24 protein-coding genes are annotated in these 25,581 nt (G+C 69.2%); 19 read left to right on the top strand and 5 right to left on the bottom strand.

The window, feature by feature from the left end; all coding sequences use genetic code 11:
* Nucleotides 1–6 precede the first annotated feature (6 nt).
* On the top strand, nt 7–1,206 hold the full coding sequence (gene mqnC / locus AB0D74_RS24610) for a cyclic dehypoxanthinyl futalosine synthase (protein ID WP_362590785.1): 1,200 nt from the start codon (nt 7–9) through the stop codon (nt 1,204–1,206).
* Between the two features lie 7 nt (nt 1,207–1,213).
* On the top strand, nt 1,214–1,660 hold the full coding sequence (locus AB0D74_RS24605) for a hypothetical protein (RefSeq protein ID WP_362590782.1): 447 nt from the start codon (nt 1,214–1,216) through the stop codon (nt 1,658–1,660).
* Nucleotides 1,661–1,767: 107 nt separating this feature from the next.
* Here the strand turns inward: AB0D74_RS24605 and AB0D74_RS24600 are convergent, their stop codons facing one another.
* Nucleotides 1,768–2,802, bottom strand: coding sequence for a chitinase (locus AB0D74_RS24600; RefSeq protein ID WP_362590779.1), 1,035 nt, complete (start codon nt 2,800–2,802; stop codon nt 1,768–1,770).
* A gap of 305 nt (nt 2,803–3,107) precedes the next feature.
* On the opposite strand from AB0D74_RS24600, the gene AB0D74_RS24595 reads away from it, so the two are divergent.
* From AB0D74_RS24595 to AB0D74_RS24580, 4 genes are read left to right on the top strand one after another with little or no spacing between them, the layout of a single operon-like run.
* Nucleotides 3,108–3,485: a hypothetical protein gene (locus tag AB0D74_RS24595; protein WP_362590776.1), complete on the top strand. Its 378-nt coding sequence runs from the start codon at nt 3,108–3,110 to the stop codon at nt 3,483–3,485.
* A 22-nt stretch (nt 3,486–3,507) separates the two neighbouring features.
* A complete protein-coding gene (locus tag AB0D74_RS24590; RefSeq protein ID WP_362590774.1) occupies nt 3,508–5,970 on the top strand; it encodes a bifunctional polysaccharide deacetylase/glycosyltransferase family 2 protein in 2,463 nt (820 codons plus the stop codon).
* Entirely contained in the window at nt 5,970–7,364 is a 1,395-nt protein-coding gene (locus AB0D74_RS24585; RefSeq protein WP_362590771.1) for an acyltransferase, read from the top strand. The genes AB0D74_RS24590 and AB0D74_RS24585 overlap by 1 nt, the downstream gene beginning before the upstream one ends.
* Before the next feature lie 24 nt (nt 7,365–7,388).
* Nucleotides 7,389–8,084 carry a demethylmenaquinone methyltransferase gene (locus AB0D74_RS24580; RefSeq protein ID WP_362590768.1) on the top strand — a complete coding sequence of 232 codons (696 nt, stop codon included), beginning with the start codon at nt 7,389–7,391 and terminating at the stop codon, nt 8,082–8,084.
* A 27-nt stretch (nt 8,085–8,111) separates the two neighbouring features.
* Here the strand turns inward: AB0D74_RS24580 and AB0D74_RS24575 are convergent, their stop codons facing one another.
* Entirely contained in the window at nt 8,112–8,420 is a 309-nt protein-coding gene (locus AB0D74_RS24575; protein WP_362590765.1) for a PASTA domain-containing protein, read from the bottom strand.
* A gap of 110 nt (nt 8,421–8,530) precedes the next feature.
* Nucleotides 8,531–9,103 (bottom strand): GNAT family N-acetyltransferase, encoded by a 573-nt coding sequence (locus AB0D74_RS24570; RefSeq protein WP_362590762.1) that lies wholly within the window; start codon nt 9,101–9,103, stop codon nt 8,531–8,533.
* 99 nt (nt 9,104–9,202) lie between these two features.
* Here AB0D74_RS24570 and AB0D74_RS24565 point away from each other — a divergent pair, with 99 nt between their 5' ends.
* Nucleotides 9,203–10,486, top strand: a complete 1,284-nt coding sequence (locus tag AB0D74_RS24565; RefSeq protein ID WP_362590759.1) for a geranylgeranyl reductase family protein — start codon at nt 9,203–9,205, stop codon at nt 10,484–10,486.
* An 18-nt stretch (nt 10,487–10,504) separates the two neighbouring features.
* On the opposite strand, the gene def is transcribed toward AB0D74_RS24565, so the two are convergent.
* Both def and AB0D74_RS24555 read right to left on the bottom strand, forming a co-directional pair.
* Nucleotides 10,505–11,131: a peptide deformylase gene (def, locus tag AB0D74_RS24560; protein ID WP_362590756.1), complete on the bottom strand. Its 627-nt coding sequence runs from the start codon at nt 11,129–11,131 to the stop codon at nt 10,505–10,507.
* A gap of 282 nt (nt 11,132–11,413) precedes the next feature.
* Nucleotides 11,414–12,232, bottom strand: a complete 819-nt coding sequence (locus AB0D74_RS24555; protein ID WP_362590753.1) for a C40 family peptidase — start codon at nt 12,230–12,232, stop codon at nt 11,414–11,416.
* A 746-nt stretch (nt 12,233–12,978) separates the two neighbouring features.
* Between AB0D74_RS24555 and AB0D74_RS24550 the strand changes: the two genes are divergently transcribed.
* The 12 genes from AB0D74_RS24550 to nuoL are packed head-to-tail and all read left to right on the top strand — an operon-like array spanning nt 12,979 to nt 25,580.
* Nucleotides 12,979–13,338, top strand: coding sequence for an NADH-quinone oxidoreductase subunit A (locus AB0D74_RS24550; RefSeq protein WP_007383963.1), 360 nt, complete (start codon nt 12,979–12,981; stop codon nt 13,336–13,338).
* 13 nt (nt 13,339–13,351) lie between these two features.
* Nucleotides 13,352–13,906, top strand: coding sequence for an NADH-quinone oxidoreductase subunit B (locus AB0D74_RS24545; RefSeq protein ID WP_053654534.1), 555 nt, complete (start codon nt 13,352–13,354; stop codon nt 13,904–13,906).
* Entirely contained in the window at nt 13,903–14,646 is a 744-nt protein-coding gene (locus AB0D74_RS24540) for an NADH-quinone oxidoreductase subunit C (protein WP_362590748.1), read from the top strand. The genes AB0D74_RS24545 and AB0D74_RS24540 overlap by 4 nt, the downstream gene beginning before the upstream one ends.
* Nucleotides 14,643–15,965 carry an NADH-quinone oxidoreductase subunit D gene (locus AB0D74_RS24535; protein ID WP_362590745.1) on the top strand — a complete coding sequence of 441 codons (1,323 nt, stop codon included), beginning with the start codon at nt 14,643–14,645 and terminating at the stop codon, nt 15,963–15,965. The genes AB0D74_RS24540 and AB0D74_RS24535 overlap by 4 nt, the downstream gene beginning before the upstream one ends.
* Entirely contained in the window at nt 15,962–16,726 is a 765-nt protein-coding gene (nuoE, locus tag AB0D74_RS24530; protein WP_362590742.1) for an NADH-quinone oxidoreductase subunit NuoE, read from the top strand. Before AB0D74_RS24535 ends, nuoE begins: the two co-directional genes overlap by 4 nt.
* Nucleotides 16,723–18,072 (top strand): NADH-quinone oxidoreductase subunit NuoF, encoded by a 1,350-nt coding sequence (gene nuoF / locus AB0D74_RS24525; protein ID WP_362590740.1) that lies wholly within the window; start codon nt 16,723–16,725, stop codon nt 18,070–18,072. The genes nuoE and nuoF overlap by 4 nt, the downstream gene beginning before the upstream one ends.
* Entirely contained in the window at nt 18,069–20,573 is a 2,505-nt protein-coding gene (locus tag AB0D74_RS24520) for an NADH-quinone oxidoreductase subunit G (protein ID WP_362590737.1), read from the top strand. The genes nuoF and AB0D74_RS24520 overlap by 4 nt, the downstream gene beginning before the upstream one ends.
* A complete protein-coding gene (gene nuoH / locus AB0D74_RS24515; RefSeq protein WP_362590734.1) occupies nt 20,570–21,934 on the top strand; it encodes an NADH-quinone oxidoreductase subunit NuoH in 1,365 nt (454 codons plus the stop codon). The genes AB0D74_RS24520 and nuoH overlap by 4 nt, the downstream gene beginning before the upstream one ends.
* Nucleotides 21,927–22,535: an NADH-quinone oxidoreductase subunit NuoI gene (gene nuoI / locus AB0D74_RS24510; RefSeq protein ID WP_362590731.1), complete on the top strand. Its 609-nt coding sequence runs from the start codon at nt 21,927–21,929 to the stop codon at nt 22,533–22,535. Before nuoH ends, nuoI begins: the two co-directional genes overlap by 8 nt.
* Complete coding sequence (locus tag AB0D74_RS24505; RefSeq protein WP_362590728.1) at nt 22,532–23,374, top strand: NADH-quinone oxidoreductase subunit J; 843 nt, start codon at nt 22,532–22,534, stop codon at nt 23,372–23,374. Before nuoI ends, AB0D74_RS24505 begins: the two co-directional genes overlap by 4 nt.
* Nucleotides 23,371–23,670, top strand: a complete 300-nt coding sequence (nuoK, locus tag AB0D74_RS24500) for an NADH-quinone oxidoreductase subunit NuoK (RefSeq protein ID WP_046726439.1) — start codon at nt 23,371–23,373, stop codon at nt 23,668–23,670. The genes AB0D74_RS24505 and nuoK overlap by 4 nt, the downstream gene beginning before the upstream one ends.
* A 14-nt stretch (nt 23,671–23,684) precedes the next feature.
* Nucleotides 23,685–25,580, top strand: coding sequence for an NADH-quinone oxidoreductase subunit L (gene nuoL / locus AB0D74_RS24495; RefSeq protein WP_362590726.1), 1,896 nt, complete (start codon nt 23,685–23,687; stop codon nt 25,578–25,580).
* The last annotated feature ends 1 nt before the right edge of the window (nt 25,581 follow it).

Raw genomic sequence — 25,581 nt, 5'->3', positions numbered from 1 at the left:
GCCCTGGTGACCGAGAAGGCCGACCTCCAGTCTGTCCTCGACCGTGCCGCGGCGGGCGGACGCATCACGCCCGAGGAGGCGCTCGACCTCTACCGCGACGCCCCGCTGCACGCGCTGGGCGCCGCCGCCGACGCCGTGCGCCGCCGCCGGTACGCGGGCACCGAGCACATCGCGACGTACATCATCGAGCGGAACATCAACTACACGAACGTGTGCGTCACGGCGTGCAAGTTCTGCGCCTTCTACGCGGCTCCCAAGGACACCGCCAAGGGCTGGACCCGCGACCTCGACGACATCCTGCGCCGCTGCGCGGAGACGGTCGAGCTGGGCGGTACCCAGATCATGTTCCAGGGCGGCCACCACCCGGACTACGGCGTCGAGTACTACGAGAAGCACTTCAAGGCGATCAAGGACGCGTTCCCGCAGCTGGTCATCCACTCCCTCGGCGCCTCCGAGGTCGAGCACATGGCCCGGATCTCCGGCGTCTCCGTCGAGGAGGCCGTCACCCGTATCCACGAGGCGGGCCTGGACTCCTTCGCGGGCGCCGGCGCGGAGCTGCTCCCCGCGCGCCCCCGCAAGGCCATCGCGCCGCTCAAGGAGTCCGGCGAGCGCTGGCTGGAGATCATGGAGACCGCCCACAAGCTGGGCGTCGAGTCCACCTCGACCATGCTCATGGGCACCGGCGAGACCAACGCCGAGCGCATCGAGCACCTGCGCATGATCCGGGACGTCCAGGACCGCACGGGCGGCTTCCGGGCCTTCATCCCGTACACCTACCAGCCCGAGAACAACCACCTGAAGGGCCGCACGCAGGCCACGCTCTTCGAGTACCTGCGGATGATCGCCATCGCCCGCCTCTTCATGGACAACATCGCCCACATCCAGGGCTCCTGGCTGACCACCGGCAAGGAGGTCGGCCAGCTCTCCCTCCACTACGGCGCGGACGACCTCGGCTCGATCATGCTGGAGGAGAACGTCGTCTCCTCGGCCGGTGCCAAGCACCGCTCCAACCGCCTGGAGATCATCGACCTGATCCGCAAGGCGGGCCGCGTCCCGGCCCAGCGCGCCACGACGTACGAACACCTCGTCGTCCACGACGACCCGGCGAACGACCCGGTCGACGAGCGCGTGATGTCCCACATCTCGTCCACGGCCATCGAGGGCGGCACGGCCCACCCCGAACTGAAGCTGCTCAGCGCCAACTGACCCGGCCGTGCTGACGATTCACGCGGCGGACGAGGTTCGCCGCGACTGGGACGGTGCCGCCATCGAGGACGGTGCCGTCGTGGTCGAGGGCGACCGGATCACCGCGGTGGGGATCCGGGCGGACCTGCTGGAGCGCTTCCCGGGCGCCCGGGTGCGGAACTGGCCCGGGGTGCTCGGCCCGGCGCGCGTCCACGAACACGCCCTTCCGGATGCCCCGACGCCGCGGGAACGCGTACACGCGGTGCTGAAGTCGGGCGCGACCGCCGTCCTCGACCGGCACACCGACTCCCCGGAACTCCGAGCCGCCGCGGCCCGGAACGACGTCCTCGTACTGCCCCACACCCCTCGCCCCCACCTCACCGAAACCGCGAGGGCCGACCTGGCGGTATTCGACGAAACGGGGGAGTGCATCGCGACGGTGTGCGCGGGCCGCCTTGTCCACAGGCGAAGGTGACTTCTCAACGCCCTTCAGGAACGCGCCCCTTCAGGGGCGCGGGGCTGTATCAATGTGCGGCTCCGCCGCGTGGGCGCGACCAGCCCCCACCCACCCGCAGCCGACACTCAACCGGCAAACGCCTCCCCGAACGCCCCGGAACTCTGGGAAACCCCGCTGCAGTTCGTCGCAGCGTCGTCGTCATCCGTCCCGCTCTCACACTGCACATCCCGGAACGTCGACCACATCGACACCCACGCGACCCCCTCCTCCTCCGCGAACGCCCGCACATCCTTCGCGTCGGACAACGTGAACGTCTCCCCGTCGACATCGTTCACCCCGATCATCGAGGTCAGCGCCATCCCGCCCCACGCCCCCGCGTCGGACAGCCCGAACACCGTCTTCAGCTGCTTCTGCGTGGCCTTCGCCGAGGTGACCGCGTAGTCGCCCATGTCCCCGTCGTACGACTCGCCGTAGTTCATGGTCATGATGTCGACCGTCGACACCTGCACGTCGTACTTGTTCGCGGACTCCAGCAACGCGAGACCGTCCGAGTCGAGCCCCGACGGCATCACGGGGAGGGTGAACGAGACCTCCAGGTCCGGCCGTTCCTTCTGGAGCAGCGCGATCGCCTCCGACCGCAGCGCGACCGAGTCGGAGTCGGTCAGCGTGTCGCCCTCGATGTCGAAGTCGGCCTGCGTGGAGCCCGCGGCGTCCAGCGCGGCGCCGTACGCGGCGGCTAGTTTCGTCGCGCTGGAGCACGTCGTCGCCAGCTCCTTGCCGGAGGCCCCGCCGAAGGACACCCGGACCGTCGCACCGTCCTCCTTCAGCTTGGAGATCCGGGACTTCACGGTCGAGCTGCCGATGGCCTCCGTCCCGTTCCAGGCCGGCGTGCACGTGCTGCCGTCGGCGATCACGAACGCCAGGTTGTACGTCGCGGGCGATCCGGCGGCGTCCGTGTCGGCGGCCTCCGTCGCGCTGACATAGGGCGCGAACGACGTGCCGGACCCCTCCGAGTCGTCGGCCGTGCTCGCGGACGCGGACGGCTTCTTCGACGGTGCGGGCGCCGCGTCCGACGTCCCGTCGGAGCCCGAGGAGCACCCCGTGACTGCCATGGCAAACAGGCAGGTAAGCCCAGCAGCCGGCCTGAGGAAACTCCGCATTAAGATGCACCCGCTCTCGTGATTTGTGTCTCAGGCTCGAAACAAAGCCTGATTCGAAAGGAAAACGTCTCACACGGTCACGGTGTTCAACGGTTCGCCCAATACATAGAAACTTCATGGAACGAAGGGCGTGAAAGGGGTGAAAGGTACAGCGCGAAAGGGGTGTTCCGGTGGTTTCCCACCCCGGGCCGCCACCGCAGGTGTTCACAGAATCTCTCAGCCAAAAGACAGGATAAGACGTTTCTCATGGGCGTCTCACAAGAACTCCGAAGGCGGTCACATAAAGACTCCCTAATGTCTGTGGAATGCAATCCGAGCCTGCCATCGAAAGCCGCGCCGCGGGGCGTGGTCGCCGCCGCAAACAAGGCAACGGGTCTGCCGAGGGGCCCGTCTTCGTCGACTCCTCCGGGCGCCGCTCCAAGGTGCTGCGGCGCGTCGGCCTCCTCCTCGGCGTCGTCTGCCTCGCCTACACCGGAGTGCTCGGCGCCGCCTTCATGGGCTGGGGGACCTCGCTCACCCCGGACTCCCTGATCCCCGACTTCGCGCGCGCCGGCAACGCCCCCGGCGGCGAGCGCCCGCAGGGCGGCATCGGCCGCCAGGCCGGCGTGCCCAGCGGTCGCCCCTCGGCACCGCCCTCGGCGACCGCCACCCCGTCCGCCTCCGCATCCGCCACCGCCGACTGACCGGGAACGCAGGCCTCTCCCCATGACTACTCCGACGTCCGCACGTGGCCGCAGGCGCGCCCCCTCCCGCATCGAGCGGGCGGCGGGCCGGGCCGCGGCGCTGCAGAAACCACGTGTCATCCTCGCCCTGCTGCTTCTGCTGGCGCTGACCTGCGTGATGCTGCTCGACGGCTATCTGCGCGCAGAGGTCGGCGGCGACCAGCGGGTCCGCACCGGCGCCAGCTCCAGCAAGGTGCCGGACAAGGTCCTCGACGGCGGCCCGATCCTCACCTTCCGGGGAGGGCAGGCGACCACCGTCTCGGTCCCCTCCAAGACCATCGCCCTCACCTTCGACGACGGCCCGAACCCGACCTACACCCCGCAGGTCCTCAAGATCCTCCAGCAGTACGACGTGCCCGCCACGTTCTTCCTGGTCGGCTCGATGGTGTCGCGCTACCCGAGCATCGTGAAGACGATGGTCCAGCAGGGCAACGAGGTCGGCATCCACACCTTCACGCACGTCGACCTGTCGTACCAGAGCGATGCCCGGGTCAACCGCGAGATGCAGCAGACCCAGCTCGCGCTCGCGGGTGCGGCCGGGATCACCACGACCCTCTTCCGTGCGCCGTACTCCTCCGAGACGGACGCCATCGACAACTACAGCTGGCCGGTCTACAAGAAGCTCGGCAAGGAGGGCTACACCAGCGTCTTCGTCGACACCGACAGCGACGACTGGAAGAAGCCGGGTGTCTCGAAGATCGTCAAGTGGGCGACGCCCAGCGGCAGCAAGGGCGCGGCCGTCCTCTTCCACGACGCCGGCGGCGAGCGCTCGCAGACGATCAAGGCGCTGCCGCAGTACATCAAGAAGATGAAGGCGAAGGGCTACACCTTCACCACCGTCAGCGGTGTCATCGAGAAGCGGAACACCGCATCGGGCCGGCAGGCCGCCTCCGCCGGCACCAGCACAGGCACCAGCACCGGCTCGAACACCCAGACCGGCACCGGGGTCACCGAGGCCGGCGTGACCGGAACCGGCACGGGTACCGGCACCGGCAGCGGCACCGGCACGGGTTCTCAGCCCGGCGGCGGCACCGCCCCGAACGGCACCGGCCCGAACGGCGAGGGCGGCACCGCCCCCGAAGGCGGGACAGGGACCGGGACCGGTTCCGGCACCCGCACCACCACCGTCTCCCGCCTCCAGGCCGCCCACCGCACGGCCTCCGGCATGACCCTCTACGAGGGCAAGGCCCTCATCGTGGCGGTCGCGATAGCCGAGTGGGCCCTGCCGCTCCTCTCCGGGCTGCTGTTCGTCGTCGGCGTGGCGGTGATGGGCCGCTTCGGGATGATGCTGCTCATCGCCCGCCGCCACTACAGACAGCGCAACAAACGCCGGTTCAGCTGGGGTGCGACGGTCACCCGGCCGGTGAGCGTGATCGTCCCGGCGTACAACGAGAAGGAGTGCATCGCCAACACCCTGGAGTCGCTGGCGCAGAGCACCCACCCGATCGAGGTCATCGTCGTCGACGACGGTTCCACGGACGGCACCTCGGAGATCGCCCGCGCCGCCGCCGACAAGCTCGGCATGCACAACGTCCGCGTCATCCGCCAGGAGAACGCCGGCAAGCCGGCCGCCCTCAACAACGGCGTGCGCAACGCCAGTTACGACATCGTCGTGATGATGGACGGCGACACGGTCTTCGAGCCGGAGACGGTACGCCACCTCGTGCAGCCCTTCGCCGACCCCGAGGTCGGCGCGGTCGCAGGCAACGCGAAGGTCGGCAACCGCAACACGGTCATCGGCGCCTGGCAGCACATCGAGTACGTGATGGGCTTCAATCTCGACCGGCGCATGTACGACCTGCTGCGCTGCATGCCCACCATCCCCGGCGCGATCGGCGCGTTCCGCCGCGAGGCGGTCCTCGGGGTCGGCGGCATGAGCGAGGACACCCTCGCCGAGGACACCGACATCACCATCGCCATGCACCGCGCCGGCTGGCGGGTCGTCTACCAGGAGCACGCCAAGGCCTGGACGGAGGCGCCCGGTTCGCTGAAGCAGCTGTGGTCCCAGCGCTACCGCTGGTCCTACGGCACCATGCAGGCCCTCTGGAAGCACCGCAAGTCCCTGACGGACAAGGGCCCGTCGGGCCGCTTCGGGCGCGTCGGCATGCCCCTGGTCGTCCTCTTCCAGATCGTCACCCCGGTCTTCGCCCCGCTCATCGACGTGTTCACGGTCTACTCCATGATCTTCGTCGACTTCGAGGCGGCCCTGCTGGCCTGGCTCGCCGTCCTCGGCATCCAACTGGCCTGCGCCGCGTACGCGTTCCGCCTCGACAAGGAGAAGTACCGCTACCTCGCGATGATGCCGCTGCAGCAACTGGCCTACCGCCAGATGATGTACCTCGTCCTCATCCACTCCTGCATCACCGCCCTCACCGGCGGTCGCCTGCGCTGGCAGAAACTCAAGCGCACCGGCGAGGTCGGCACCCCGGCGGGGGTGAGCGGCTGATGACCTGGGACCAGCAGTACCCGTACCAGCAGAACCCGTACCAGCAGGGCTACAACGGCTACGACCACGGCGCGTACGGCAACCAGCAGCAGTACACCCAGCAGCCGTACCCCGACCACACCTACCCCCCGGCACCGGACCAGACGGCACCGCTGCCCCTGGTGGAGCCGGAGCCGGAGCTGGAGCCGCAACCGGACTCAACTGCTGCCGCTGCCGCTGCCGCTGCCGCTGCCGCTGGCGCCGCCACCGCCACCGCTGTGGGCAATCGTTCCGCACGGCGGAACGGGTGGGCACAGCCGACAGCGCCGGGCACCGACGAAACAGGCACCGAGGAGTCCGACCCGGAACCGCAGCCCAAGAAACCCGCAAGGGACCGCTACTTCGACACCCTCCGCGCCGTCGCCCTCATCCGCGTCGTCACCTACCACACCTTCGGCTGGGCCTGGTGCGGCATGGTCTTCCCCTCCATGGGCATCATGTTCGGCCTCGCCGGCACCCTCATGGCGAAGTCCCTGGAGCGCCCCGCGCTCAAGGTGGTCAAGAGCCGCCTGCGCCGCCTCCTCCCGCCCTTCTGGTTCTGGGGCTTCTTCGTCGTCCTGGCGATGCTGATCCACGACTGGATGCCGGGCTGGCAGATCGTCTACTGGGTCGTCCCGCTCGGCGACCCGCCGGGCAACGCGTGGGGCGAGCAGGCGTGGGAGATCCTCTGGTACCTGCGCACCTACCTCTGGTTCGTCCTCCTCTCCCCGGCCCTGCTGTGGATCTTCCGCAAGGCCCCGGTCCCGGTGCTCCTGGCGTCACTGGCCCCGATCCTGGTCCTGAACTTCGTCTGGTCCGGCCCCGACAACCGCTTCGGCTCCGCCCTGTGGGACCTGTCGACGTACCTCTTCTGCTGGATCCTCGGCTTCGCGCACCGCGACGGCGTGCTCCAGCGGATGAAGCCGGCCCTGGTCGTCGTCGGCTCGCTCGCCGCCGTCGGCTACGGCGGCTGGTACGCCTTCTCGCACCAGGCCGACTTCGGCACCTACGACCTGGACGAGAACCCCCTCGCGCAGGCCTTCTGGTCGGCCGGGTTCGTGATGCTGCTGATGTGGGCGAAGGCCTACTTCAAGATCGACTTCGCCTGGCTGACCCGGTACAGGAGGGCCGACCGGACGGTCACGATCTTCAACGCGCGCGCGGTGACGATCTACCTCTGGCACGAGATCGCGCTGGTCCTCGCGGTCCCGCTGATCGACCAGATGTGGAACGTGCCCGCGTTCGAGAAGTGGCTCCCGCTGGACAGCCAGTGGTTCATGTTCGGCGTCGGCTGGATCCTGATCGCGGTGTTCGTCGTGGCGTGCGGCTGGGTGGAGGACGTGGCCGCGAAGAAGAAGCCGAAGCTCGTCCCCTGAGGGCGTGCTGCAAGAATGGCGAGCGTGACCCGCGCCTCCCTGAACAAGCAGCCGCACGAAGTCGCCTCGATGTTCGACGACGTGGCGGAACGGTACGACCTGACCAACGACGTGCTGTCGCTCGGCCAGGACCGGCAGTGGCGCAAGGAGGTCGCCCGGGCGGTCGACGCGCGCCCCGCGCAGAAGATCCTGGACCTGGCGGCCGGCACGGGCACCTCCTCCCAGCCGTTCGTCAGGGCCGGCGCCTACGTCGTGCCCTGCGACTTCTCCCTCGGGATGCTCCAGGTCGGCAAGCGGCGCAACGCCTGGATGCCCTTCACCGCCGGGGACGCCACCCGGCTGCCGTTCGGCGACGACACCTTCGACGCCGTGACGATCTCCTTCGGGCTGCGCAACGTCCAGGACACCGACGCGGCCCTGCGCGAGATGTACCGGGTGACACGGCCCGGCGGACGGGTCGTGATCTGCGAGTTCTCGCACCCGACCTGGGCGCCCTTCCGGACCGTCTACACCGAGTACCTGATGCGTGCCCTGCCGCCGGTCGCCCGCGCGGTCTCCTCCAACCCGGACGCCTACGTCTACCTCGCCGAGTCCATCCGCGCCTGGCCCGACCAGCCCGCCCTGGCCGGCCGGCTGCGTACGGCGGGCTGGTCGAAGGTGGCCTGGCGCAACCTCACCGGCGGGATCGTCGCCCTGCACCGGGGCTTCAAGGAGGCCTGAGCCCCGACCGGGGACCCGGCCGCCGACTCACAGGCTGCTCACCTCGAAGGCGTCCCCGGGCTGGTCCAGCTCCCGTTGCAGTCCGCCCCTGGGCGGCCGTGGGATGCGTGGCTCGCGCACGCCCCCGCCGCCCTCGCCCTCACCGAAGTCGAACCACACGTACACCATCGAGTCCCGCGGCACCTCGGCACCGGGCTGCGGGAACTGGCGCACGACGTAGTCGACGACCGCGAGATGGAAGTCCGGCCGGTCCGGCGCGTTCAGGAACAGACCCTGAGACCGGGCGGTCTCGCGCGCGTCCACGGCCATCATCCCGACCAGCCGTGGCACACGCACTTCGGGTGTTTTGGGTGTTATATGCACAGATGTCACCCCCAGCGGTACTGGAAGGGTAACCCTTGGCGCATGGCGCCCGGAAGCGCCAAGTGTCTTTCTGTAACAGATCGTTACTCTGTGTAATCAGGCGTGTGATCGGATGCGTAATCGGATGTGTGATCGGGTGTGCCGCCGTCCCGCAGGCCGAGCCGGAAGCAGAGTGCCTCCTCCGGGAGCCGCGGGTGCGGGAAGGTCCCGGCCGGCTCCATCCCGAGGCGCCGGGTGACCGCGACGGACCGCTCGTTGCCCGGCCGCACCATCGCCACCACCTGCGGCACGCCCGCCGCCCGCAGCCGCTCCACCGTCATCAGCGCCGCCGCCGTCGCATACCCCTTGCCCCAGTACTCCCGCCCGAGCCGCCAGCCGATCTCGATCTCCCCCGTGGGACCCCACTGCCGCGGCCACGGCTGGGCCCCGGTGAACCCGATGACCTGCCCGGCCTCGTCGGTCATCGTCCACAGGCAGAACCCGAGCTCGGCGTCGTGCCGGCGCTGGCGGGCGGTGAGCTCCTCGTAGACGGACAGCTCGGCGGAGCTGCCGCCGTGGAACTCCATGACCTCCGGGTCGTCGAAGACCCGGTGCCAGGCGAACGCGTCCTCGTGCGTGGGGACGTGCAGCCGTACCGCGGGGAGAGCTCGGTTCACAGGGACAGCCCTTCGGCAGGGTGATCAGTACCGCTGAATAGACTGCCCATGTCCAGTGCCGGTCGGCACGCAGATTTCGAGCCTTGGGGAGCCCCCGCCGTGACCGAGCCCCTCTCCGAAAACACCGCCGATGTCATCGTCGTCGGCGCGGGGCCAGCCGGCTCCACGACGGCGTACCACCTCGCCAAGTCCGGCCTCGACGTCCTCCTGCTGGAGAAGACCGAGTTCCCGCGCGAGAAGGTGTGCGGCGACGGACTCACCCCGCGCGCGGTGAAACAGCTGGTGGCCATGGGCGTCGACATCTCCGAGGAGGCCGGCTGGCTGCGCAACAAGGGCCTGCGCATCATCGGCGGCGGCACCCGCCTCCAGCTGGACTGGCCGGATCTCGCCTCCTTCCCCGACTACGGCCTGGTCCGCAAACGCGACGACTTCGACGAACAGCTCGCCCGCCAGGCCCAGAAGGCGGGTGCGCGGTTGTTCGAGCGGTGCAACGTCGGCGCCCCGATCGTCGACGACCGCACCGGCCGGATCACCGGCGTGCACGCCAAGCTCGGCGAGGAGAAGCGCGAAGTCACCTTCCACGCGCCCCTGGTGGTGGCCGCCGACGGCAACTCCACCCGGCTCTCCCTCGCGATGGGCCTGCACCGTCGCGAGGACCGCCCGATGGGCGTGGCCGTCCGGACCTACTTCACCTCCCCCCGGCACGAGGACGACTACCTGGAGTCCTGGCTGGAACTCTGGGACCGCCGCGGCCCCCAGGACCGCCTCCTTCCCGGCTACGGCTGGATCTTCGGCATGGGCGACGGCACCTCCAACGTGGGTCTCGGCGTCCTGAACACCTCCGACTCCTTCAAGGAACTGGACTGGCGCGAGGTCCTCAAGGCCTGGTGCGCCTCCATGCCCGAGGACTGGGGCTACACCCCGGAGAACATGACCGGCCCGATCCGCGGCGCGGCCCTCCCCATGGCCTTCAACCGCCAGCCGCACTACACCCGCGGCCTGCTCCTGGTCGGCGACGCCGGCGGTCTGGTGAACCCCTTCAACGGCGAGGGCATCGCCTACGCCATGGAGTCCGGCCAGATCGCCGCCGACGTCATCGTCCAGGCCCACGCGCGGGCCACGCCCAGCGGCCGTGAGCTGGCCCTGCAGCGCTACCCGCGCGTCCTCAAGGACACCTACGGCGGCTACTACACGATGGGCCGCGCCTTCGTGAAGCTCATCGGCAACCCGAAGGTCATGCAGATCGCCGCCCAGCGCGGCCTGACCCACCCGCTGCTGATGAAGTTCACCCTGAAGCTCCTGGCGAACCTCACCGACCCGACCGGCGGCGACGCGATGGACCGCATCATCAACGGCCTGAGCAAGGTGGCCCCGAAGGCCTGACCGGTCCCGGCGGACTCCCTAGGAGCCGATCGCCTCGATGTTGGCGGCCCGGCGGGCGTAGACGTCCTCCCGTCGGTCGGCCATCTGCCGCAGCGCTTCCTTCCGCTCCCGCTTGGAGAGCCGGTCGAGATACACGCGTCCGTTCACATGGTCGGTCTCGTGCGCCAGGCAGCGGGCGAAATACCCCGTTCCCTCCACGGTGAGCGGATTGCCTTCCTTGTCCTGTCCGTGCACGACCGCCCGGTCCGGCCGCGGTACGTCCACCGCGGCGCCCGGCACCGACAGGCACCCCTCGATGTCGTCGAGCAGCCGCCGCCCGACGGGGGTCGGTGCCTCCAGTACGGGGTTGACGATGTGCCCGACATGCCGGACACCGTCGTCGTCGGGGCAGTCGTACACGAACAGCCGCAGATCGACCCCGACTTGGTTCGCGGCGAGGCCGGCTCCCTCGGCGATGTACATGGTGAGGAACATGTCGTCGACGAGCGCGGCGAGGTCGGGGCCGAACTCGGTGACGTCCCGGCACGGCTTGTGCAGGACGTCCTCACCGGTCTCGGTGATCCGGCGCACCGAACCGCGCCGGGCCTCGGGGGCGTGCCGGGGATAGTGGTCCATGGGGTTTCCCTGGACGAAGACGCGTGGCATCGCGGTGTCTCCTTCTCGGATCTCGGGTCCGCCGCTCCGTACGAGCGGCCTGCACCGAGCATCCCAGGAGTCACCGGATCACGGGCGAGCCTGTGGAAAACCCCCGTGGCAGCGTGTGGTCTGTGGACAACCGGGGGAGGGCGGCACGGTGATCCGCGACGGCACGGTGATCCGCGACAGCGCGGGTACGCCGGAAGGGCCGCTGCCCCCGAGCGGCTGCGGCCCTACCGTGCTTGCGTGATGCCTGAGTTGTCCTTGTTGCCCGGGTTGTTGCCCAGGCGGTCAGAGCACCCGCACCGCGCCGGTCGGCGGGTCGTACGACAGCGGGTGCTCACCGACGCCGCTGGAGGGGTTCTGCGCGCCGACGAACATGCCGTCGCCCACGTACACCGCCACGTGATACGCGCTGCCGGCGCTGCCCCAGTAGAGGATGTCGCCGGGCTGGAGGTTGCTCAGCGAGACCTGGGTGCCCTGCGTCGACTGGTCCTGGGAGACGCGCGGCAGGCTGACGCCGACCGACTTGAAGGCGGCCTGGACGAGACCCGAGCAGTCCCACGAGTTGGGGCCCGTGCCGCCGGAGACGTAGGCGTCGCCGATCTGGGCCTTCACGAAGGCGACCACCGCGGCGGCCGAACCGGTCGCCGTGGAGCTGCTCGTGGACGTGCTCGTGGAGGCGCTGGAGCCCGCGGAGGCGCTGAGGGTGGTCCGCTCGGCGCTGCGCGAGGTGGCGCGCTCTGCGGCGGCCTTACGGGCCTCCTCGGCCTTCTTCTTCTTGGCCTCGGCCTTCTGCTTCGCCTCGGCGAGGTCCGCCTTGGCCTGCTTCGCGGCATTTGCGGCTGCCGCGTCGCGCTCGGCCTGGAGGGTGTAGTTCGCCGCGGCCTGCTGCGTGGCGTCGGCGGACTGGGCCACCTGGGTGGCCAGGTCGGCCGTCAGAGTGGGCAGTTCGAGCGTCTGCGTCACGGGTTCGGCGGCACTCGCCGAGGCCGCGCCCGCCGCTGCCATGCCGAGGACGCCACTGGCAACTCCGGCGCGCACGGCGATGCTTGTCGTCGCGCTGCGGCGGGGCTTCCGGTGGCTGCGTATGTGAGCGGTGTGGGACATGGGAACAACCGGTATCAGGGGCTCCTTCATATCTACAAGAAACGTGTGCTGCGCCACAGTTGCTCAATGGAGCCGGTGAATCTCTCGCGCGTCATTCTTTATTGACGCCGTAACGGACATTGCGGACGCCTGTGATCAAGCCCGTGATCACGCTCTTTCGCTGTTACGTCCGGATTGCCCCCCGCCTACCATCGGTTTGGATGGTTGGCCAAGCCCCGTTCTCAGACGCCTCTCATGGATGTGGCGGAGGTCACGGAACGGTTACCGGTGGGGGTGCGTCTCGCGCGTCCCGGGTTCGTGAACGCGTGCACGCGTCCACATCACTCCTCGCGCCTCCCTCTGATGTGTGAATGCGGCGCACTATCAAGGCGTCCGGTCCATCGCGAATTTGCATGCAGGGGAACCCTCTTGATATAGAGACGCCCGCTCGAAACCCCCTCCCGTCTGCAGAGACGGTCGAAAATGTCACGTCTGGTGATCAAGCGAACGCTTCGTGTGTGAAGATCACCGCTCATCCGACTTCATGATCGATCGTCAGGTGGTGGAGATCACAAAGCTTGTGCAATACCCCGTGTCGCAGATCACAGAGCGGCGGGCATAAGATGCGAGGCAGTTGGGCTTGTGACCTGCTTCACATGTTCGCGATCTTCGCCCGGGACGCGCGGGGTTCGCGGGACGGACGAGGCAGGTGGGGAGCCCGATCCGAACCGCCACCAGTCAGTGCCGACTGAGAGGAGCGAGGAGCGGTGAACGCCTATGCGCCCATCCTCGTACTGGGAGCCCTCGGGGCAGGCTTTGCGATCTTCTCCGTGGTCATGGCCACGCTGATCGGTCCGAAGCGGTACAACCGCGCCAAGCTCGAAGCCTACGAGTGCGGTATCGAGCCGACCCCCACGCCGGCCGGCGGCGGGCGTTTCCCGATCAAGTACTACCTGACGGCGATGCTCTTCATCGTCTTCGACATCGAGATCGTCTTCCTCTACCCCTGGGCCGTCACCTTCGACGCCCTGGGTGTTTTCGGGCTCGTGGAGATGCTGCTCTTCGTGCTCACCGTCTTCGTCGCCTACGCGTACGTCTGGCGGCGCGGCGGCCTGGAATGGGACTGAGGGGCCTTTAGACATGGGACTCGAAGAAAAGCTGCCGAGCGGATTCCTGCTGACCACCGTCGAGCAGGCCGCGGGCTGGGTGCGCAAGGCGTCCGTCTTCCCCGCCACCTTCGGCCTCGCGTGCTGCGCCATCGAGATGATGACCACCGGCGCCGGCCGCTACGACCTGGCCCGCTTCGGCATGGAGGTCTTCCGCGGCTCACCCCGCCAGGCCGACCTCATGATCGTGGCCGGCCGGGTCAGCCAGAAGATGGCGCCGGTGCTCAGGCAGGTCTACGACCAGATGCCCAACCCGAAGTGGGTGATCTCCATGGGCGTCTGCGCGTCCTCGGGCGGCATGTTCAACAACTACGCGATCGTCCAGGGCGTCGACCACATCGTCCCCGTCGACATCTACCTGCCGGGCTGCCCGCCGCGCCCCGAGATGCTGATGGACGCGATCCTCAAGCTCCACCAGAAGATCCAGACCTCCAAGCTCGGCGTCAACGCGAAGGAAGCGGCCCGGGAGGCGGAGGAGGCGGCGCTCAAGGCCCTGCCCACGATCGAGATGAAGGGGCTGCTGCGGTGAGCGACGCGAACGGCCACAACGGGGTCAACCCGGAGAAGGACCTGGCCGCCGACAACCTCCCCGGCCAGCGCGGCCAGGGCGGTGAGGAGATCCGCGTCCAGCGCGGCATGTTCGGCGCGAACAACGGCGGCGACACCTCCGGCTACGGCGGCCTGGTCCGCTCGGTCCGGCTCCCGGGACCGGCCACCCGCCCCTACGGCGGCTGGTTCGACGAGGTCGCCGACGAGCTGGAGGGCGCCCTGGAGGAACAGGGACTGCTCCCGGACAACGCCATCGAGAAGACGGTCGTCGACCGCGGCGAGCTCACCTTCCACGTCGAACGCGAGCACCTGCCGCGCGTCGCCCGCACCCTGCGCGACGACCCGGCCCTGCGCTTCGAACTGTGCACCGGCGTCAGCGGCGTCCACTACCTGCACGACAAGGGCCGCGAGCTGCACGCCGTCTACCACCTGCGCTCGATCACCCACAACCGGCTGATCCGCCTGGAGGTCAGCGCCCCGGACGCCGACCCGCACATCCCGTCCCTGGTCTCCGTCTATCCGACCAACGACTGGCACGAGCGCGAGACCTACGACTTCTTCGGGATCGTCTTCGACGGTCACCCGGCCCTGACGCGGATCATGATGCCGGACGACTGGCAGGGCCATCCGCAGCGCAAGGACTACCCGCTCGGCGGCATCCCCGTCGAGTACAAGGGCGCCCAGATCCCGGCTCCGGACCAGCGGAGGTCGTACTCATGAGCACGCAGCACGCAACTCCGCGGGAGACCACCGAGGGCACCGTGTACACGGTCACCGGTGGCGACTGGGACGAGGTCGTCCAGTCCGCGGCCCGCGCCGACGACGAACGCATCGTCGTCAACATGGGTCCCCAGCACCCGTCCACCCATGGAGTGCTCCGCCTCATCCTGGAGATCGACGGCGAGACCGTCACCGAGGCCCGCTGCGGCATCGGCTACCTCCACACCGGCATCGAGAAGAACCTCGAGTTCCGCACGTGGACGCAGGGCACCACGTTCGTGACGCGCATGGACTACCTGACGTCCTTCTTCAACGAGACCGCCTACTGTCTCGCCGTCGAGAAACTCCTCGGCATCGAGGACCAGATCAGCGAGCGCGCCGACATCATCCGGGTGCTCCTGATGGAGCTGAACCGGCTCTCCTCCCACCTGGTGTGCATCGCCACCGGCGGCATGGAACTCGGCGCCACCACGATCATGATCTACGGCTTCCGCGATCGTGAAATGATTCTCGATCTCTACGAGCTCATCACCGGCCTGCGGATGAACCACGCGTACATCCGTCCCGGCGGCCTCGCCCAGGACCTGCCGCCCGGCGCGGTCGACCAGATCCGCGAGTTCGTGAAGAAGATGCGCAAGAACCTCCCGGAGTACGACAAGCTCGCCACCGGGAACCCCATCTTCAAGGCCCGCATGCAGGACATCGGCTACCTCGACCTGGCCGGCTGCATGGCCCTCGGCGCCACCGGCCCGATCCTGCGCTCCGCCGGCCTCCCGCACGACCTGCGCAAAGCCCAGCCGTACTGCGGCTACGAGACATACGACTTCGAGATCCCGACGGCCGACACCTGCGACGCCTACGGCCGCTTCCTGGTCCGCCTGGAGGAGATGCGCCAGTCGCTCGGGATCGTCGAGCAGTGCCTGGACCGGCTCCAGCCCGGACCGGTCATGGTCGCCGACAAGAAGATCGCCTGGCCCGCCCAGCTCGCCCTCGGGCCGGACGGACTCGGCAACTCCCTCGACCACATCAAGAAGATCATGGGCACCTCCATGGAGGCCCTGATCCACCACTTCAAGCTGGTCACCGAGGGCTTCCGCGTCCCGCCCGGCCAGGCCTACGCGGCCGTCGAGTCCCCCAAGGGCGAACTCGGCGTGCACGCCGTGTCCGACGGCGGCACCCGCCCCTACCGGGTCCACTTCCGCGACCCGTCCTTCACCAACCTGCAGGCCATGGCGGCGATGTGCGAGGGCGGCCAGGTCGCCGACGTCATCGTCGCGGTGGCGTCCATCGACCCCGTGATGGGAGGCGTCGACCGGTGACCACCTCTTCCTCGGAGCGCGGTGTCAGCCTGGGCATGCCCGAGCTGCCCGCGCCCGCCTACCCGGACGACGTCCGGGCCCGCCTGGAGGCGGACGCGCGCGACGTCGTCGCCCGCTACCCCGACTCCCGGTCCGCCCTGCTGCCGCTGCTGCACCTCGTGCAGGCGGAGGAAGGGCACGTCACGCGCACCGGGATGCAGTTCTGCGCGGACGTCCTGGAGCTGACCACGGCGGAGGTCACCGCCGTCGCCACCTTCTACACCATGTACCGGCGCAGGCCCTCCGGCGACTACCAGGTGGGCGTCTGCACCAACACCCTGTGCGCGGTCATGGGCGGCGACGCGATCTTCGAGACCCTCCAGGAGCACCTCGGCGTCGGCAACGGCGGGACCACCGACGACGGCAAGGTCACCCTGGAGCACATCGAGTGCAACGCGGCCTGCGACTTCGCGCCCGTCGTGATGGTCAACTGGGAGTTCTTCGACAACCAGACCCCGGCCAGCGCCAAGCGCCTCGTCGACGACCTGCGCGCGGGCCGGGACGTCGAGCCCACGCGCGGCGCCCGGCTGTGCACCTTCAAGGAGACCGCGCGGATCCTGGCCGGCTTCCCCGACGAACGGCCCGGAGCCGTCGAGGAGAGCGGCAGCGCCGGCCCCGCCTCACTGGTGGGCCTGCGCCTGGCCAAGGGGGAGACCGCACGCGTGGTCCATCCACGCGCCCAGGGATCCCAGGAAGCACCGTCCGCAGAGGAGGGGGAGTGATGACGGTGGCACCCGACCTGAAGGACACCAGTCCCGAGAAGCTGCTCGCACCCGTGCTGTCGGCCTTCTGGGACGAGGACCGGTCCTGGACGCTCGACGTCTACCGGAGGCACGAAGGATACGAGGGTCTCCGCAAGGCGCTCGCCATGACGCCGGACGACCTGATCGCCTACGTCAAGGAGTCCGGACTGCGCGGCCGTGGCGGCGCGGGGTTCCCCACCGGGATGAAGTGGCAGTTCATTCCGCAGGGCGACGGCAAACCGCACTATCTAGTTGTCAACGCCGACGAATCGGAACCCGGGACCTGCAAGGACATCCCGCTCCTCTTCGCCAACCCGCACAGCCTCATCGAGGGCATCGTGATCGCGTGCTACGCCATCCGGTCGTCGCATGCCTTCATCTACCTGCGGGGTGAAGTCGTCCCCGTCCTGCGGCGGCTGCACGAGGCCGTGCGCGAGGCCTACGCGGCCGGCTACCTCGGCGAGGACATCCTCGGCAGCGGACTCGACCTGACCCTCACCGTGCACGCCGGCGCCGGCGCGTACATCTGCGGTGAGGAGACCGCACTGCTCGACTCGCTCGAAGGCCGCCGCGGCCAACCGCGACTGCGTCCCCCCTTCCCGGCTGTCGAAGGGCTCTACGCCTGCCCGACTGTTGTGAACAACGTCGAGTCCATCGCCTCGGTTCCCGCCATCCTCCACAAGGGCAAGGAATGGTTCAGGTCGATGGGGAGCGAGAAGTCGCCCGGCTTCACGCTCTACTCGCTCAGCGGCCACGTCACGAGCCCCGGCCAGTACGAGGCACCGCTCGGCATCACCCTGCGCCAGCTCCTCGACATGAGCGGCGGGATGCGGCCCGGCCACCGCCTGAAGTTCTGGACCCCGGGCGGCTCCTCGACCCCCATGTTCACCGACGAGCACCTCGACGTACCCCTCGACTACGAAGGAGTGGGCGCCGCGGGTTCCATGCTCGGCACCAAGGCGCTCCAGTGCTTCGACGAGACCACCTGTGTGGTGCGCGCCGTCACCCGCTGGACCGAGTTCTACGCCCACGAGTCCTGCGGCAAGTGCACCCCCTGCCGCGAAGGCACCTACTGGCTCGTGCAGCTGCTGCGCGACATCGAGGACGGCAAGGGCGTGATGTCCGACCTCGACAAGCTCAACGACATCGCCGACAACATCAACGGCAAGTCCTTCTGCGCCCTCGGCGACGGCGCGGCGTCCCCGATCTTCTCCTCGCTCAAGTACTTCCGCGAGGAGTACGAACAGCACATCACGGGCCGGGGCTGCCCCTTCGACCCGGCCAAGTCGACGGCCTGGGCGGACCGCCCGGAGGTGAACGCATGACCGTGACCACGAGTTCCCCCTCCTCGGGGGGAACGGCGGCGGTCCCGCCGGAGGACCTCGTCACGCTGACGATCGACGGCATCGAGATCAGCGTGCCCAAGGGCACCCTGGTCATCCGCGCCGCCGAGCAGCTCGGCGTCGAGATCCCGCGCTTCTGCGACCACCCCCTGCTCGACCCGGTCGGCGCCTGCCGCCAGTGCATCGTCGAGGTCGAGGGCCAGCGCAAGCCCATGGCCTCCTGCACGATCACCTGTACGGACGGGATGGTGGTGAAGACCCACCTCACCTCGCCCGTGGCCGAGAAGGCCCAGCACGGCGTGATGGAGCTGCTGCTCATCAACCACCCACTGGACTGCCCGGTCTGCGACAAGGGCGGCGAGTGCCCGCTGCAGAACCAGGCGATGTCGCACGGCAACGCCGAGTCCCGCTTCGACGGCCGCAAGCGCACCTACGCGAAGCCCGTCCCGATCTCCACGCAGGTCCTCCTCGACCGCGAGCGGTGCGTGCTGTGCGCCCGCTGCACCCGGTTCTCCAACCAGGTCGCCGGCGACCCGATGATCGAACTCCTGGAACGCGGCGCGCTCCAGCAGGTCGGCACCGGCGAGGGCGACCCGTTCGAGTCGTACTTCTCCGGGAACACCATCCAGATCTGCCCGGTCGGCGCGCTGACCTCGGCGGCGTATCGCTTCCGCTCCCGGCCCTTCGACCTGATCTCCTCGCCGTCGGTGTGCGAGCACTGCTCGGGCGGCTGCGCCACCCGCACCGACCACCGGCGCGGCAAGGTCATGCGGCGGCTCGCCGCCAACGACCCCCAGGTCAACGAGGAGTGGATCTGCGACAAGGGACGCTTCGCGTTCCGGTACACGCAGCAGAAGGACCGCCTGGAGACCCCGCTGGTCCGCAACGCCCAGGGCGTCCTCGAAGCCGCCTCCTGGCCGGAGGCCCTCGAAGCCGCCGCCCGGGGCCTGGCCGCCGCCCGCTCCCGGGCCGGCGTCCTCACCGGCGGCCGGCTCACCGTCGAGGACGCCTACGCGTACAGCAAGTTCGCGCGCGTGGCCCTCGACACCAACGACATCGACTTCCGCGCGCGCGTGCACACCAGCGAGGAGGCCGACTTCCTGGCCGCACGGATCGCGGGCCGCGGCCGTGACCTGGACGGCACGGGCGTCACCCACACCTCCCTGGAGAAGGCGCCCGCCGTCCTCCTGGTCGGGTTCGAGTCGGAGGAGGAGGCGCCCGGCGTCTTCCTGCGGCTGCGCAAGGCCTGGCGCAAGCACAAGCAGCAGGTCTTCTCCCTCGCCACCTACGCCACCCGTGGCCTGGAGAAGACCGGCGGCACCCTGCTGCCGGCCGCGCCCGGCACCGAGACCGAGTGGCTGGACGCGCTCGCGAGCGGCGTCGGCCTGGAGGATTCCGGTGCCCGGGCCGCCGAGGCACTGCGCTCCGACGGCGCGGTGATCGTCGTGGGGGAGCGGCTGGCCGCGGTCGCCGGCGGCCTCACCGCCGCCGTACGGGCCGCCACCGCCACCGGCGCCCAGCTGGTGTGGATCCCGCGCCGGGCCGGTGAGCGCGGCGCGATCGAGGCGGGCGCCCTGCCGACGCTGCTGCCGGGCGGCCGTCCGGCCACCGACCCACGCGCGCGTGAGGAGGTCGCCGCCGTCTGGGGCGTCTCCGAACTCCCGCTCCGCTACGGCCGCGACACCGGCCAGATCGTCGAGGCCGCCGCCCGCGGCGAACTCTCCGCCCTGGTGGTCGCCGGCGTCGAGGTCGCCGACCTGCCCGACCCGGCACGCGCGCGTGCGGCACTCGAAGCCGTCGGCTTCCTGGTCTCGCTGGAGCTGCGGCCCAGCGAGGTCACCGAGCACGCCGACGTCGTCCTGCCGGTCGCCGCGGTCGCCGAGAAGGCCGGCACCTTCCTCAACTGGGAAGGCAGGGCACGTCTCTTCGAGGCCGCCCTCAAGCCCGAGCAGATGACCCGGCCGCTCCCGCCCACTGACGCGCGCGTGCTGCACATGCTCGCCGACGCCATGGACGTCCACCTCGGCCTGCCCGACCTGCGCACCGCGCGGGCGGAACTGGACCGGCTCGGCGCCTGGGACGGACCCAAGGCCTCCGAACCCCAGGAGACGGCGGTATCGCTGCCCAGGCCCGCCGCCGGGGAGGCCGTGCTCGCCGGGCACCGGCTCCTCCTCGACCAGGGTGTCCTCCAGGACGGCGACGACGCACTGGCAGGCACCCGGCACGCCGCCCACGCGCGCGTGTCCGCGGCGACCGCCGCCGAGGCGGGCGTCGAGAACGGCGGCCTCATCGCCGTCACCGCGGGCAACGGCACCGTCGAACTCCCGCTCCGGATCACCGAGATGCCCGACCGCGTGGTCTGGCTCCCGCTGAACTCGGCCGGCGGCGGCGTCGCCTCCGACACCGGGGCGCTGCCCGGCTCCCTCGTCCGCATCGGCCCGGCGGCCACCGCCGGTGAGGCACCCAAGGAGGTGGAGGCATGAGCCCGTACCTCGCCGCTGAAGACCTCTCCATGTTCGGCCGCGACCCCTGGTGGCTGGTCGTCATCAAGGCGGTCTTCTGCTTCGGCTTCCTGATGGTGACCGTGCTGGTCTCCATCGTCATGGAGCGCAAGGTCGTCGCCTGGATGCAGCTGCGCGTCGGCCCCAACCGGCACGGCCCCTGGGGCATGCTCCAGTCGCTCGCCGACGGCATCAAACTGATGCTCAAGGAAGACGTCGTCGTCAAACGCGCCGACAAGGCCGTCTACATCCTGGCGCCGATCGTCGCGGCCATCCCGGCGTTCATGGCCATCGCGGTCATCCCGTTCGGCCCGGCCGACAACGAGATCTCCATCTTCGGCCACCGCACCACGATGCAGCTCACCGACCTGCCGATCGCGATGCTCTACATCCTCGCGGTCGCCTCCGTCGGCATCTACGGCATCGTCCTCGCCGGCTGGAGCTCCGGCTCCACCTACCCGCTCCTCGGCGGCCTGCGCTCCTGCGCCCAGATGATCTCCTACGAGATCGCCATGGGCGCCGCGTTCGCCTCCGTGTTCCTGTACTCCGGGTCGATGTCGACGTCCACGATCGTCGACCAGCAGCAGGGCCGCTGGTACATCCTGCTGCTGCCGGTCTCGTTCGTCCTCTACGTCGTCACCATGATCGGCGAGACCAACCGCGCCCCGTTCGACATGCCCGAGTCCGAGGGCGACCTGGTCGGCGGCTTCAACACCGAGTACTCGTCGATCAAGTTCGCGATGTTCATGCTCGCCGAGTACGTCAACATGGTGACGGTCTCTGCCGTGTCGACCACCCTGTTCCTCGGCGGCTGGCGGGCCCCCTGGCCGATCAGCACCGTCTGGGCGGGCGCCAACCACGGCTGGTGGCCGATGCTCTGGTTCCTCGCCAAGGTCGTCCTGCTGCTGTTCGGCTTCGTCTGGGTACGCGGCACCCTCCCGCGCGTGCGCTACGACCAGCTGATGAAGCTCGGCTGGAAGGTCCTCATCCCGGTCTCCGTGGTCTGGCTGATGCTCGTCGCGACGGTACGGACCCTGCGCAACCAGAACTACGACTTCGCCGACATCGCCCTGTACGTCGGCGGCGGAGTCCTCACCCTGCTGGTCCTGTCCTTCGTCGTCGACATGTTCCGCGACAAGGGCAAGGAGGCCGCGCAGCCGACCGCCGAACCGGTCGCGTTCGACCCGATGGCGGGCGGCTTCCCCGTACCGCCGCTGCCCGGACAGGAACTGCCGCCGGTGCCCCGGCGCACCCCTCGCCGGGAGCGGGAGCTGATTGTCAGTGGCGGGCCGGACACTGTCAGTGACGGACCTGCGGATGGAAAGGAGGCGTCCGATGGCTGAGGAGCCCAAGGAGACCAAGCCCGGTTTCCAGAACCCCGTGGCCGGCTTCGGCGTGACCTTCAAGGCCATGTTCAAGAAGCGGCTGACCGAGCAGTACCCGGAGCAGAAGAAGACCACGGCCCCGCGGTTCCACGGACGGCACCAGCTCAACCGCCATCCGGACGGCCTGGAGAAGTGCGTCGGCTGCGAACTGTGCGCCTGGGCCTGCCCCGCCGACGCCATCTACGTGGAAGGCGCCGACAACACCGACGAGGAGCGCTACTCGCCGGGCGAGCGCTACGGCCGCGTCTACCAGATCAACTACGCCCGCTGCATCCTGTGCGGCCTGTGCATCGAGGCGTGCCCCACGCGCGCGCTGACGATGACCAACGAGTTCGAACTGGCCGACAGCAGCCGCGCCAACCTCATCTACACCAAGGAACAGCTCCTCGCCGGCCTCGAAGAGGGCATGGTCGACTCGCCGCACTCGATCTTCCCGGGCACCGACGAGCAGGACTACTACCGGGGCCTGGTCACCGAGGCCGCGCCCGGGACCGTACGCCAGGTGGCCGTCTCCAAGGGCGAGCAGCCCGGGGAGCAGGACCAGGAGGTGGACGCATGAGCCCGCAGCTCGCCGCCTACGCCACCTCCACCGGCGAGGCCTTCCAGTTCTGGGTCCTCGGCACCGTCGCCGTGATCGGCGCCCTGTCCACCGTCTTCATGAAGAAGGCCGTGCACAGCGCGCTCTCGCTCGCCGGAACCATGATCATCCTGGCGGTGTTCTACCTCGCCAACGGCGCCTACTTCCTCGGCATCGTCCAGATCGTCGTCTACACCGGCGCGATCATGATGCTGTTCCTCTTCGTGGTGATGCTGGTCGGCGTGACCGCCGCCGACTCCCTGAAGGAGACCATCAAGGGCCAGCGCTGGCTGGCCCTTCTCTGCGGGGTCGGCTTCGGCGTCCTGCTCTTCGCGGGCATCGCCAACGCCTCCCTGAAGAACTTCGAAGGCACCGGCCAGGCCAACGCCAACGGCAACGTGGAAGGCCTCGCCGCCCTCATCTTCACCAAGTACGTCTTCGCCTTCGAAATCACCGGCGCCCTGCTCATCACCGCCGCCATCGGCGCCATGGTGCTCACCCACCGGGAGCGCACCGAACGCCCCAAGACCCAGCGCGAGCAGTCCGAGCAGCGCGTCCGCGACGGCAAGCACCTGCCGCCGCTGCCCGCCCCCGGCGTCTACGCCCGGCACAACGCCGTGGACATCGCCGGCCTGCTCCCCGACGGCACCCCGTCCGAGCTCACCGTCAGCAAGACGCTCCGCGACCGCGGCCAGCTCCGTGACGTGTCCGCCGAGGCGCTCGGCGACCTGCGCGCCCTGGAACAGCGCTCCGAGGAACGCCTGGAGCGGACCCCGGTCGAGCCCGCGCACTTCAAGCGCAGCGAGGAGGCGTCGAAGTGAACCCCGTCTACTACCTCTACCTCGCCGCCCTGTTGTTCACGATCGGCGCCACCGGTGTGCTGATCAGACGGAACGCGATCGTCGTCTTCATGTGCATCGAGCTCATGCTGAACGCCTGCAACCTCGCGTTCGTCGTCTTCTCCCGGATGCACGGCAATCTCGACGGCCAGATCATCGCCTTCTTCACGATGGTCGTCGCCGCCGCGGAGGTCGTGGTCGGGCTCGCGATCATCGTGTCGCTGTTCCGTACCCGCCACTCGGCCTCGGTCGACGACGCCAGCCTGATGAAGCTGTAAGGGGTCGCTGAATCGTGGAGAACCTGATTGCGCTGCTGATCGCGGCGCCCCTGCTCGGAGCGGCCGTCCTCCTGGTCGGCGGCCGGCGCCTGGACGCCGTAGGACACTGGATCGGCACCGTCCTGTCGACGACGTCCTTCGTGTTCGGCGTCATCCTCTTCGCCGACCTGCTCGGCAAGGACCCCGAACACCGGACCCTGATGCAGCACCTGTACACCTGGGTGCCGGTGGAGAGCTTCCAGGCGGACGTCACCTTCCGCCTCGACCAGCTGTCCATGACGTTCGTCCTGCTGATCACCGGCGTCGGCTCCCTCATCCACCTGTACTCGGTCGGGTACATGGAGCACGACGAGCGCCGCCGTCGCTTCTTCGGTTACCTCAACCTGTTCCTCGCGGCGATGCTGCTGCTCGTCCTCGCCGACAACTACCTGCTGCTGTACGTCGGCTGGGAGGGCGTCGGCCTCGCCTCCTACCTGCTGATCGGCTTCTGGCAGCACAAGCCCAGCGCGGCGACCGCGGCCAAGAAGGCCTTCATCGTCAACCGCGTCGGCGACATGGGCCTGTCCATCGCGATCATGCTGATGTTCACGACGTTCGGCACCTTCGCCTTCGGCCCGGTCCTCAGCCACGCCACCGACGCCTCCGAGGGCAGGCTCACCGCGATCGGCCTCATGCTGCTGCTCGCCGCCTGCGGCAAGTCCGCCCAGGTCCCGCTGCAGTCCTGGCTCGGGGACGCCATGGAAGGCCCCACCCCGGTCTCCGCCCTCATCCACGCGGCGACCATGGTGACCGCGGGCGTGTACCTGATCGTCCGCTCCGGAGCGATCTTCAACGCCGCCCCGGACGCCCAGCTCGTCGTCACCGTCGTCGGCGCCGTCACCCTCCTCTTCGGTGCGATCGTCGGTTGCGCCAAGGACGACATCAAGAAGGCCCTCGCCGGCTCGACCATGTCCCAGATCGGCTACATGGTCCTCGCCGCCGGCCTCGGCCCGATCGGCTACGTCTTCGCGATCATGCACCTGGTGACGCACGGCTTCTTCAAGGCCGGCCTCTTCCTCGGCGCGGGATCCGTCATGCACGGCATGAACGACGAGGTCGACATGCGCAAGTACGGCGGCCTGCGCACATACATGCCGGTCACCTTCATCACCTTCGGCCTCGGCTACCTCGCCATCATCGGCTTCCCGGGCCTGTCCGGCTTCTTCTCCAAGGACAAGATCATCGAGGCGGCGTTCGCCAAGGGCGGCACCGAGGGCTGGATCCTCGGCACCTGCGCCCTGGTCGGCGCGGCCATCACCGCCTTCTACATGACGCGCGTGATGCTGATGACGTTCTTCGGCGAGAAGCGCTGGCAGCCCGACGAGCACGGCCACGAGCCGCACCCGCACGAGTCGCCGAAGGTCATGACCATCCCGATGATCGTCCTGGCGGTCGGCTCGGTCTTCGCCGGCGGCTTCTTCAGCATCGGCGACCGCTTCCTGCACTGGCTGGAGCCGATCACCGGCCACAGCGAGGGCGACTCCCCGATCAGCGCGGGCGTCGTCACCGGCGCCACCATGGTCTGCCTGATCATCGGCGTCGGCATCGCCTACCTCCAGTACGGCCGCCGTCCCGTCCCCGCCGTCGCCCCGCGCGGCTCGCTCCTCACCCGCGCGGCCCGGCGCGACCTCCTCCAGGACGACTTCAACCACGTCGTCCTCGTCCGCGGCGGCGAACACCTCACCCGCTCCCTTGTATATGTCGACCACACGCTGGTTGACGGCGTCGTCAACGGCACGGCGGCGGGCTTCGGCGGGCTCTCCGGCCGGCTGCGCAAACTGCAGAACGGCTACGCGCGCTCGTACGCGGTCTCGATGTTCGGCGGCGCTGCCCTCCTGGTCGCCGCGACCCTGCTGATGAGGGCGGTCTGAT

Origin of the sequence: Streptomyces sp. NPDC048278 (assembly GCF_040652195.1) — a bacterium.
In the GTDB taxonomy this organism is placed as follows: domain Bacteria; phylum Actinomycetota; class Actinomycetes; order Streptomycetales; family Streptomycetaceae; genus Streptomyces.
Note: the sequence above shows the minus strand (reverse complement) of the source record. Positions and strands in the feature narration are given on the sequence as shown.